This window comes from Providencia alcalifaciens, assembly GCF_915403165.1.
GTDB lineage: Bacteria > Pseudomonadota > Gammaproteobacteria > Enterobacterales > Enterobacteriaceae > Providencia > Providencia alcalifaciens_C.
Window position 1 is genome coordinate 1,159,149 of sequence record NZ_OU659204.1, and the last position, 11,061, is coordinate 1,170,209.

Genomic DNA, 11,061 nt, shown 5'->3' on the forward strand with positions numbered 1-11,061 from the left:
CTTGGTGTTATGGCTTGATATGTCAGATTCAGAGTTACAATGCCTGTTTGCTCGTCACTCTTCCTCACTATGCCGTTATCTTAATGGTTATCTTAAAGACTATAATTTAAGTATGGATATCATGCAGGAAAGCTTTGTGCGTATGGCGGAGTTAATGAAACATTCCCCCATTCAGGATGTGGATGCTTATCTTTATCGAACCGCTAAAAACTTAATGATTGACTATTTTCGTCAACAGAAACGACACTCAGCCACCTCCATCAGTGAGGTGCAATGGGAATCCGTACCTTCTAAAATTAAAAGCCTTGAAGCCCAGACAATTCGAGAGCAACAAATTCAGCAAATCCAAAATATTATAGGAACATTGCCCCAGCGAACTCAGGAAATTTTCCGGTTACATCGCGAAGATGGAATGACCCAAAATGAAGTGGCGGAAGCGTTAAATATTTCATTAAGTACCGTTGAAAAACATTTAGCCAATGCGTTAGCTATGCTCATCCATAAATGGAGAGATTAATGGAGAGTCAACATTCAAGTAAACCCTCTGAAATTGAGGAAGTCGCCGCTTTCTGGGTTATCAAAACGACACAAAAAAACTTAACCTCCCAAGAAGAGCATGATTTTCAACAATGGGTTACGACATCAGAACAACATCGGAACGCCTATTTTAAAGCTCGGCAACTGTGGGGATTAACCTCTGAGATCGCATTATCCGTTCCAAAAGGATCCAGCCGAAAAACGGGCAATATAAAATTTACGCCTCGTTGGATTGCGATGGCATCGGTCTTCATTTTAAGTGTGTTCTCATTCGCAATTTGGCCGTTTTTAAACCAAGAATCTGTGGATTATCAAGCTAAAAATGGTGAAATCTCACACATTATATTACCCGATGGTAGCCATGTTGATTTAGACAGCGGAGCTGCGATAACGCTCGAATTTAATGAGGGTTATCGGCAAGTTAATTTACTTTCTGGTCGAGCTTACTTTTCAGCATCTCCTATTTCAACTCAAGAACCGCGACCTTTTCGGGTAAAAGCTAAAAATGGAACAGTTCAAGCCTTGGGAACGGAATTTGAGATTGACTCCCAAGAGAAGCAGGTCAATGTTGCTGTCTATGAACATCAGGTACAAATTACCTTATTGTCTGGGGAGACTCAGCGGGTCATCGCGGGAGATAGGGCATCTTATCAGCAGCATATATCGCCAATGGTACCAGCTAACATTCAGCATGGAGTTTCGTGGAGAAAAGGGCTAATTATTTTCCAGCAAAGCAGTGTTGCTAATGTTATCCATGAACTGAGCCGGTATAGAGAAAAACCTATAATTTTATTGGGTGATCCACCCCAAGCCATGATTAGTGGGGTTTTCCAGATTGATTCTGTCGAAAATGCGTTATTGACTGTCACCAGTGCGAAAGGGTTATCAGTCTCTGAATTACCCTTTTTTACTCTAGTTTATTGATATTAAATATTTTAATTATTTTCATAACAAATTATTCAAAATTTATTTACGGGTTTTAGGTTATTTGTCGTCTTAATCTAAGTGATTATGATTTTCATTACCATTATCATTTTTAGGATTGAGAAATGACAAATAACAAGTTTGATTATAAAAAAGCAGTTCTGGGGATTCACCTTGCATTAATGGCGCTACCCGCCATCTCTTTTTCTAGCTATGCGCACGCCAATAAATTGAGCCAGACAGCTTCACTTTCTATTCCTGCTCAACCCCTTGATTCAGCACTGCTCCAATTTGCCCAACAAGCTAATATGGAGATTTTTATTGATAGCCAAGAGATTAATGGACTGAACAGTCAAAAAATACAAGGCAATATGTCGATTCAAAAAGGACTAGACCAGTTAATTGGCTCTAATCCTATTCTGTATCAAATTGATGGAAATCGAATCTCGATTCAACGAATTAATAAAGCAGTGGATGATAATTCAGTCATTGTGCTGGATAAAATTACGGTGACGGCTGCACCTCACCAACAAGGCGATTGGGTTTATAGCTCTCCATCATCCGTCAGTGTAATCAGTAAAAAACAAATTGAAGATAAGCCTCCAAAGCACATCGCTGATTTACTGGAGTTAACGACAGGGGTCTATTCTAGTGTGAGTCAGCAAGATCCCTCACTGTCTGTCAATATTCGTGGGATCCAAGATTATGGACGGGTCAATATGAATATTGATGGAATGCGCCAAAATTTCCAAAAAAGTGGTCATGGGCAGCGTAATGGCACCATGTATATCGATTCAGAACTTCTTTCTGGTGTTGAGATTCAAAAGGGAAATAGTAATGGAATGGGGAGCGGAGGCACATTAGGCGGCGTCGCGACATTCAACACAGTGAGTGCATCCGATTTTTTATCTAAAGATAAAACGTTTGGAGGAAAGATCCATGCAAGTACCGGAACCAACAACACCCATTTTATTGGTAGCACCGCGTTAGCGCTAGGGAATGAACATGCCGATCTTTTATTTGCAGCCAGTGAACGTCGATTAGGTGACTATAAACCTGGTGTACATGGGGATATTGGCGATATTCGGATAAACAATGACACCGGGCATTATGACCAACTGGTTCATGATCTAAAACATAGCCGTATTACGGACAGTAATTATCAAATGACGTCCTACTTGGCAAAAGCCGGTTGGAATTTTAGTGACTCCCAACGCCTACAACTCAATTACCTTGAAACCAAAGTTGCGACACCAAATGCAGGCACACTCACCAACCTATCAGGAACATGGCCATACAAATTAGGTTGGAAAAGTAGTGGGTTTAGTGATGTGACGACAAAAAACTACGCACTGGATTATAGCCAATATAGTGAAAGCCCATGGAGCTTTGAATTAAAAGGAAAAGTGTATTTCGTTGATACCAATGATGACACGCAAACCTACTCAACCAGTAAGGTTTTTAACAATGGCTATCAAATGAATACCCGTGTGAAAACGATAGGATTACAGTTAGAAAATTACTCGGAAATTGAATTTAACTATAACCATGTTTTAAAAGCACATTATGGATTAGAGGCTTTTCAGGATAAGGCCAGCAGTGATTCCACCAAGGTGTCTGCAAATGGGGTGACACCAGACGGTAAGCGTTCCTTAAGTTCACTATTTGCCACATTAACCTATGAACATGATGATTGGCTCACTTTAGAAGGTGGGCTGCGTTATGATTATTATCAGTTAAAAGGGCAGACCAGTATGCGCTATCGAGTTTTTCCTTATACGAAAGACAACCCATGCAAAGCATCAAGCCTACGTAATTGTAAAAGTGTTGAAGTTAATCGCGTATGGGATGTGGATGATGCCCAAGGCGAATTTTCACCTAACATAAAGTTAGCGATTCGACCTAACGTCGAATGGTTGGAACTGTATTCAAGCTATGGGCGTTCTTGGCGTCCACCCGCTATCACGGAAACATTGACGTCGGGAAGTGCGCACAGCTCATCTACTCAATTTCCCAATCCTTATCTAAAACCTGAAAAATCGAATTCTTGGGAGGTTGGCGTCAATGTTAACTATCCAAATTTAGTGCTCGAAGAGGATCGTTTATTAGCCAAAGTTGCCTATTTTGATACGCGGGTTGATAACTATATCAACCTTGCGATTAACCGAACAAAACCGGGAATGGTGAGTCCGAGTATTGGTAATGCGGCGTACAGCAATAATCTTGTAGCGACTCGTTTTAGGGGCTTTGAGTACCAAGTTAATTATGATGCTGGCTTTGCTTACGCGGATTTAACGTTCACCCACATGATCGGCAAAAATGAGTTTTGCGCTCGCCGTGCTTGGTTGGGGGGCGTTCAGACATTTACTAAAGAAAATCGCCCTGGAAATTGGTACGCAGAAGATGATGTTCAACAAAATGATCATGTGAATTGTGATGGCGCGGCAGTGTTTAGTAGTGCTGCAAATTTACCGGGTGATAGAGGCTCCTTCACATTAGGTGGTCGCGCTTTTAATCGAAAACTCGATGGTGGAATGGTTATTCGCTTTACACCGGGATTCCAAGACCATTCTGCACAAAGCAATCAGCCCTATTTGGCCGATTGGCCTAAATACACATTGGTGGATCTGTATGCGAGTTACGCGTTAACCGATGATTTAATTATTCGGGGAAATGTCGAAAACTTAACCAATAGAGCTTATGTTGTGAGCTACGGCGAAAGTCTTTCCAATACGCTAGGGCGTGGAAGAACGATTAGCGGTGGCATTGAATATCGTTTTTAATGCTGATATCAAGGTATGGGGAATTTCTCCATACCGATTTAGGAATGATAATTTGGTGAGTATGATTGATTAAATTAAAAATTATCAGGCACTCATTGTTTTTGAACTCGCTGAAAATTAATTTATCCCGTACCTTCCTCTCCGTTATTTAACATCATTTTTTATTTTACTCTTGGTGTTTATCAGAATTTTAATAGCTCAATGTACGGTATTGATGTCATTGAAATTTGGTTCACGATAAAAGTGATCTACAACAAACAAAGTGCATTGAATTAACGTTGCTTTGACAACAACCTGACACTTAATTTCCGAAAACTTCAGAGAAATAATGAAAAATTATCCATAATAATAAGGACTTCTGAGACTCCGGTTTATAAAACGCAAATCGTTGTATAATAAGGTATATATCGTATTCGAGTTCGCTTTTTACTTTGCAATAGGCTAAAATCCTTACAGAAAATAAGTGAACCTAGTGACTATGATGTTTTTAACTATTTAAATTCAATTTAGTTACCAGGCTCCTGTAAAACTCCTAGCCTTTGCATCTAAGTTCAGTGACTGAATATGATGTCTTGGCCGTGACCTCAGAGTCACCAGGGTGCGAGATAGAAATGTCTGCATCTCCCGTATTTGGAAAGGTGTGAATATGCAGCAACTTGTCGATCAATTTGACCGAAAATTTTACTATCTTCGTTTATCTATCACTGATGTTTGCAACTTCCGTTGCACATATTGCCTACCTGATGGTTACAAACCAAGTGGCCGCCATGAATTTCTGACGCTTGATGAAATCCGTCGAGTGAGCCGCGCTTTTGCTGAGTTAGGGACTGAAAAAGTCCGTATCACTGGCGGTGAGCCAACCATGCGTAAAGACTTCACCGATATCATCGCGGCTATCAAAGAAAATAACTCCATCAAAAAAATCGCCGTAACAACCAATGGTTATCGGATGGCGCGTGATGTGCAAGCATGGCGTGATGCGGGTTTGAATGCCGTGAACGTGAGTGTGGATAGCCTTGATCCTCGCCAATTTGCCGCGATCACAGGGCAAGACAAATTTTTCCAAGTCATGAAAGGGATCGATGCTGCATTTGATGCTGGCTTCGAAAAAGTTAAAGTCAACGCGGTCTTGATGAAAAACGTCAATGATATCGCCCTCAAATCTTTCCTCAATTGGATCAAACATCGTCCAATTCAACTGCGTTTTATTGAACTCATGGAAACAGGGGAAGGCAGTAACCTATTCCAGCGTTACCATGTGTCTGGTGAAACCGTTCGTGATCGCCTCATTGCAGAAGGCTGGTATATGCAGCCACGTTCTCGTAGCGATGGTCCAGCTCAAGTCTTTAGTCACCCTGATTACCAAGGGGAAATTGGGTTGATCATGCCGTATGAGAAGGACTTTTGCCAAAGCTGCAACCGTCTCAGAGTGTCTTCTTTAGGTAATCTGCATTTGTGTTTATTTGGTGAAAATGGCATTCCACTGCGTGATTTACTGGGTGATGAAAATCAGAATGAAGCCCTAAAAGCACGTATCCAAAGTGGCTTAATGTCTAAGCGCGAAACCCATTTCCTTCACCAAGGCGACAGCGGGATCACCCCGAATCTTTCCGTTATCGGCGGTTAATAACTTTTTGATTTTCAGGAGTAATTATGTCCCAACTGACCCACCTCAATGCGTCGGGCGAGGCGCACATGGTTGATGTATCAGCCAAAGTGGAAACGGTCCGTGAAGCACGCGCAGAAGCGTTTGTGACGATGGACCCAGAAACCTTAGCCATGATCGTGGATGGCAGTCACCATAAAGGGGATGTCTTTGCGACAGCTCGTATTGCAGGGATCCAGGCGGCAAAAAATACGTGGCAGTTGATCCCGCTGTGCCATCCTTTGCTACTGACCAAAGTGGAAGTCACCCTTGAAGCTGAGCAAGCCCATAACCGTGTGCGCATCGAAACTTGTTGCCGACTGACTGGGAAAACGGGCGTCGAGATGGAAGCGTTAACGGCGGCCTCTGTTGCGGCATTAACTATCTACGATATGTGCAAAGCGGTACAAAAAGATATGGTTATTGGTCCTGTGCGTTTATTAGAAAAAACGGGTGGAAAATCCGGTCATTTTAAGGTGGAAGCATGATCACAGTCCTCTTTTTTGCTCAAGTTCGTGAATTAGTTGGCACTGACCGTTTAGAGTTAGCGGCACAGTACCCAACGGTAGGATCTCTGCGCGAGGCATTAACTCAAAAAGGTGATCGTTGGGCATTGGCTTTGGAAGATGGAAAATTATTAGCTGCGGTTAATCAATCGTTTGTTTCTGCTGATCATCCCCTGAATGCAGGTGATGAAGTGGCTTTTTTCCCACCAGTCACTGGGGGATGATCATGGACAATACCCATATTGCGGTACAAACTGAGAATTTTAGTGTTGGCGAGCAGTATGCGTGGCTTGCTGAATGTGACAGTGATGGTGCCGTGGTGACATTCACAGGTAAAGTTCGTAATCATAATTTGGGGGACAGCGTAGCGGCACTGACTCTTGAACACTATCCCGGAATGACGGAAAAAGCCTTAGCGGACATTGTGATGCAATCTCGTGAACGCTGGCCACTGCAACGCGTGAGTGTGGTCCACCGTATCGGTACTTTACAACCCGGTGAAGAGATTGTATTTGTGGGTGTGACCAGTGCACATCGTAATGCTGCATTTCAAGCAGCTGAATTTATAATGGATTACCTGAAAACCAAAGCACCATTCTGGAAAAAAGAGTCTCTCCCTGATAATGAACGCTGGGTGGAAGCCAAAGAGAGTGATGAAGCTTCTGCAAACCGTTGGTAGTCTTAAATTGTTAAGCAGAAAATGCGAATAAGCCGAATGGTAATGTCAAAATATTGTGATAAACTTTGGAACAAATTTGTCCGATCACAGTAAGGATTACTCTGTTGGTGGTTTTGCTGGGTCGATTTTTCTTAAAATGGAAGGGTAACCATCATGGGTCAATTTGATCAACGTAATGATTCTCTTGTCCAGAATGCCAGCACTGGCGTTCAGGCATTTATGTCACAAGTCTACGGTTGGATGACCGTCGGATTATTGCTGACGGCTTTTGTTGCTTGGTATTCTTTAAGCAGCGGTTTATTTGTCACTATCGCAACCAATAAAGTATTATTTTTCGGAATGATCATTGCTGAACTTGGTTTAGTTATGGGTCTGTCATTCTTACTGCCGAAAATGAGCGGTGCCATTGCAACGGGTATGTTTATGCTGTACGCGTTGTTAACGGGCTTAACCATCTCCGTGATCCTCGCGGTTTATACTGGTGAGTCTGTTGTTGGAACATTCATCATTACTGCAGTGATGTTCGGTGCTCTAAGTTTCTACGGTTACACGACTAAGCGTAGCTTAACAGGGATGGGTAACTTCCTGTTTATGGCGCTGATTGGTCTGGTTGTCGCTTCTCTGGTTAACATCTGGCTGCAAAGTTCCATGATGTACTGGGTGATCACTTACGGTGGTGTGTTACTGTTCGCTGCATTAACCGCATATGACACTCAAAAGCTGAAAGAAATGGGTGAGCAAATCAACCAAGATGACAGAGAAAATATGCGTAAATACTCCATTATGGGTGCATTATCTCTGTATTTAGACTTCATCAACCTGTTCCTGATGTTACTGCGTATTTTCGGTGATCGCCGTTAATTGTTGATTAAATAGGCGGAATACATCCGTATTATGCCGTTTTTTCTACCTAAATCCCTCGTTTATACACGAGGGATTTTTATTTTATATTTCCCTTATTTTTCATCAACTTTCAAATAAATCCCTTCAAATTAGCAAGTCCTAATCTTCATCAGATATTTATGTTTTGGGTTTAATTCAAATTATTTTCGCTTTTGACAAATGTCATAGGGAAATGGTTTTTTTTCTACTATTTTATGCCTCTAAATGAAAATGATAACCATTACTATTATTGGGGTAAATATATGTCTTATCCACTAAAACAGCATAAATTAGCGCATTGTACTGCTCTGATTTTTGGGTTGAGCTCGTTGACTTTCTCTATAGCTGCACCAGCAGAACGAGATACGCTGATTGTGACCTCGTCAATGGGACACAGCCGTTTAACGCCCACTGAGCAGCAGGAAAAAGAAAAACTTGAGAAAGTGGCAGGGGGAACCAATTTAGTTGTGATCGAAAAAGATACACGCCTTGCTACATTACAAGATGCATTGGATTACCAACCCGGATTGGTGATCCAAAACTTTTTTGGTGGTATTGACCAACCTCGACTAAATATTCGTGGCTCAGGGGTACAAAGTGCGCCATTAGCTCGAGGCGTTTTATTGTTACAAGATGGCCTACCTGCAACAGATGCCGATGGTAGCTTCCATATCAGTACATTGGAAATGCGTGATGCACGGATGGTGAGTGTGCGTCGTGGGGCAAATAGCTTAAATCCGCAAAGTAATAGCCTTGGTGGCGAGCTGGATGTTTTGTCCTATACAGGACGAAATGAGCAGGGACGGCTGCGCTATGAGTATGGATCTTATGGGCGAGAAGGGCTACAAACTGCATTTGGTGGTGTGTCTGATGACGGATCACTTGATGCGCGGGTGAATTTTACTTATGACCACTTTGATGGCTACCGTAAACATTCTGCATCTCAACGAAAAACATTACGTAGCAATTTTGGCTATGTCACAGATAATTTTGAAAACCGCACGTGGTTAAATTGGACGGATTTACGTTTTGATGTTGCAGGTCCTGTTTCTGAAGAGGTACTGAACAATAACCCAACAGATGTTTACCCGATGGTTTGGCTGCGCGATCCACATCGTAATGTAGAGCAGTTTCGAGTCGCTAACCGGTCTGACTGGCAAATTGGTAATCAAGCAATTGGCGCGGGGGTATGGCACATCCGTACACATGATAACTTTACAACGCCAGCATACTACCGTTTTAGCCAGAGCCACAGTGAAGGATTGCAGCTCACTTATAATATAGAAACTGAGCCTGTGACTTATCGCACTGCATTAGCGTGGGATCAAATGACGCTACAAACTGATTTAATGCAAAACCGCAAAGGGACACCAGCAGATAAGAAAAAAATAGGTAAGTATGATGGGCACGCTGAAAATATGTATGGCAGCGTGGGAGTTGATTTACATGTTACACCAACGGTAACTGTCAATTTTGATGTGAAAGCGACTCATGCTCGCCGTGATGTAGAAAAACGCCAAAGTGCCATATCATTAGACCAAAGTTGGACATTTTTGACCCCAAAAGCTGGTATTGTTTGGCGTCCAACGGAAAGCCAGCGCTATTTTGCTAATATCAGTGCGAGTGAGGAACCCGCCACATTTTGGGAAATTATTAATTCCAGCGATGGCAAGTTGACTAAGTTGTCACCACAAAAGTCCATTACTTATGAAATTGGTGGTGAAGGCGATGTGACCGAGGGATTGAAATGGAATCTTGCGCTATATCGTAGCCAAATTAAAGATGAATACATTACAACCTATGATAGTGCTGGCACTGTTGTTGGTGTGTTCAACTATGCGGCTAAAACCCGCCATCAAGGATTTGAAGCTGGGCTTACAGGGCGAATTGGTGCAGGTCCTGGGGATATTAACTACCGTGCATCTTGGACTTACAATGACTTCCGCTTTATGGGCGGAGAATATAAGGGAAACTACATCGCGGGTATTCCTCGTAATATTGTGGCCGCCGAAGTGTTATATGAGCTAGGTGATTGGAGTTTCGGTCCTAATATTCATTGGGCACCAACAGATATGGCTGTTGATCACCAAAACAACCTCGATATTCAAAAACGAAAACATTATGCAGTTTTAGGGGTAAAAGGCAGCTATAAACCCACGGAACAATGGTCAGTTTACGTATCAATGGATAACTTAACGGATGAACGTTATGCAACGACATCGGTGGCTAATCAAACCGTGACAGCCAAGGACAGTACATTATTCCCAGGTATGGGCTTTAATGTTAACGGCGGCGTTACTTTCAATTTCTAACTGATAATTAGCGCATTATATTGAAATAATGCGCTAACCTTAAAAGGGGCGCTGGGCAGAAATAGACAGTTGAGTGAGGTAATTTTCGTTATTAATTCGTACTATGTCTTTTTCGATATCAATAAATCCTTTTTGACGCCAGCCGGAGACTAATCGACTCAAGGTTTCATAACGCATACCCAATTTTGCTGCTAGCTGCCCTCGAGATAACGGTAAAATAATATTCGGCGTTAATTGCTTGTTTTTTAAATCAAGAATGTAAGCCGCAAGCCGTTGTTCTGCTGAGCTCGATGTAAGCCAATCAATATGGTTAATGTTTTCATACAATTTAGTACTAAACCGCATGAGTAATTTTTCCATAATCTGTGGGCAAGCATGGCAAAGCCGCAAAATATCTCGTTTATCCAGTAGAAGTGAGTCCCCGTCTGTTTTTGTGCGTAAACTCATTGGATAACGGTTATGTGGCATAAAAACGGCGGCAATTGCTACAATTTCCCCTTCTGTAAATAACCCAAAGATTTTCTCCTCACCTAAATAAGTGTGTCGATACACTTCCATCTGCCCATTGATAATTAAAGGGCAATATTTAAAAACATCACCTTCATAGTTCACAATTTCGCCACTTTTAAATTGAATATAGCCACAATTTTCAAGTAATAACGCTAATTTTTGCTCTTCAATATCAGAAAATAACGGACATTTTATAAGCGCTTCGATCGATTGAGTGTAGGGAAAAGCATTTTTGACAAATGTCATAGGTCATCCTCTTCGGGCACCTTAGAATAGCTTGAGT

At 41.9% G+C, this 11,061-nt stretch carries 10 protein-coding genes and 1 riboswitch; of the genes, 9 read left to right on the top strand and 1 reads right to left on the bottom strand.

What is annotated here, in order from left to right; all coding sequences use genetic code 11:
• Positions 1–19: 19 nt before the first annotated feature.
• From LDO73_RS05155 to LDO73_RS05195, 9 genes are all read left to right on the top strand, one after another.
• A complete protein-coding gene (locus tag LDO73_RS05155; protein WP_224060486.1) occupies positions 20–517 on the top strand; it encodes an RNA polymerase sigma factor in 498 nt (165 codons plus the stop codon).
• A complete protein-coding gene (locus LDO73_RS05160) occupies positions 517–1,461 on the top strand; it encodes a FecR family protein (protein ID WP_224060487.1) in 945 nt (314 codons plus the stop codon). The genes LDO73_RS05155 and LDO73_RS05160 overlap by 1 nt, the downstream gene beginning before the upstream one ends.
• A gap of 125 nt (positions 1,462–1,586) precedes the next feature.
• The gene (locus LDO73_RS05165) at positions 1,587–4,244 is read left to right on the top strand and encodes a TonB-dependent hemoglobin/transferrin/lactoferrin family receptor (protein WP_224060488.1); all 2,658 of its coding nucleotides are present in this window, start codon (positions 1,587–1,589) and stop codon (positions 4,242–4,244) included.
• 517 nt (positions 4,245–4,761) lie between these two features.
• Positions 4,762–4,901: riboswitch (molybdenum cofactor riboswitch) on the top strand.
• The gene (gene moaA, locus LDO73_RS05170; RefSeq protein WP_154604380.1) at positions 4,891–5,871 is read left to right on the top strand and encodes a GTP 3',8-cyclase MoaA; all 981 of its coding nucleotides are present in this window, start codon (positions 4,891–4,893) and stop codon (positions 5,869–5,871) included. (Overlaps the previous riboswitch by 11 nt.)
• Positions 5,872–5,897: 26 nt before the next feature.
• Complete coding sequence (gene moaC / locus LDO73_RS05175; RefSeq protein WP_224060489.1) at positions 5,898–6,377, top strand: cyclic pyranopterin monophosphate synthase MoaC; 480 nt, start codon at positions 5,898–5,900, stop codon at positions 6,375–6,377.
• Positions 6,374–6,619, top strand: a complete 246-nt coding sequence (gene moaD / locus LDO73_RS05180; RefSeq protein WP_224060490.1) for a molybdopterin synthase sulfur carrier subunit — start codon at positions 6,374–6,376, stop codon at positions 6,617–6,619. The genes moaC and moaD overlap by 4 nt, the downstream gene beginning before the upstream one ends.
• 2 nt (positions 6,620–6,621) lie before the next feature.
• Positions 6,622–7,074 (top strand): molybdopterin synthase catalytic subunit MoaE, encoded by a 453-nt coding sequence (gene moaE / locus LDO73_RS05185; RefSeq protein WP_224060491.1) that lies wholly within the window; start codon positions 6,622–6,624, stop codon positions 7,072–7,074.
• Between the two features lie 153 nt (positions 7,075–7,227).
• On the top strand, positions 7,228–7,935 hold the full coding sequence (locus tag LDO73_RS05190; protein ID WP_006812719.1) for a Bax inhibitor-1/YccA family protein: 708 nt from the start codon (positions 7,228–7,230) through the stop codon (positions 7,933–7,935).
• Between the two features lie 284 nt (positions 7,936–8,219).
• The gene (locus tag LDO73_RS05195) at positions 8,220–10,268 is read left to right on the top strand and encodes a TonB-dependent receptor family protein (RefSeq protein WP_224060492.1); all 2,049 of its coding nucleotides are present in this window, start codon (positions 8,220–8,222) and stop codon (positions 10,266–10,268) included.
• Positions 10,269–10,307: 39 nt separating this feature from the next.
• On the opposite strand, the gene LDO73_RS05200 is transcribed toward LDO73_RS05195, so the two are convergent.
• Entirely contained in the window at positions 10,308–11,024 is a 717-nt protein-coding gene (locus LDO73_RS05200) for a Crp/Fnr family transcriptional regulator (protein ID WP_224060493.1), read from the bottom strand.
• Between the last annotated feature and the right edge of the window lie 37 nt (positions 11,025–11,061).

Coding starts and splice junctions, on each gene's coding strand:
- LDO73_RS05155 (WP_224060486.1), top strand. CDS start 20: ATGTCAGATTCAGAGTTACAATGCCTGTTTGCTCGTCACTCTTCCTCA.
- LDO73_RS05160 (WP_224060487.1), top strand. CDS start 517: ATGGAGAGTCAACATTCAAGTAAACCCTCTGAAATTGAGGAAGTCGCC.
- LDO73_RS05165 (WP_224060488.1), top strand. CDS start 1,587: ATGACAAATAACAAGTTTGATTATAAAAAAGCAGTTCTGGGGATTCAC.
- moaA (WP_154604380.1), top strand. CDS start 4,891: ATGCAGCAACTTGTCGATCAATTTGACCGAAAATTTTACTATCTTCGT.
- moaC (WP_224060489.1), top strand. CDS start 5,898: ATGTCCCAACTGACCCACCTCAATGCGTCGGGCGAGGCGCACATGGTT.
- moaD (WP_224060490.1), top strand. CDS start 6,374: ATGATCACAGTCCTCTTTTTTGCTCAAGTTCGTGAATTAGTTGGCACT.
- moaE (WP_224060491.1), top strand. CDS start 6,622: ATGGACAATACCCATATTGCGGTACAAACTGAGAATTTTAGTGTTGGC.
- LDO73_RS05190 (WP_006812719.1), top strand. CDS start 7,228: ATGGGTCAATTTGATCAACGTAATGATTCTCTTGTCCAGAATGCCAGC.
- LDO73_RS05195 (WP_224060492.1), top strand. CDS start 8,220: ATGTCTTATCCACTAAAACAGCATAAATTAGCGCATTGTACTGCTCTG.
- LDO73_RS05200 (WP_224060493.1), bottom strand. CDS start 11,024: ATGACATTTGTCAAAAATGCTTTTCCCTACACTCAATCGATCGAAGCG.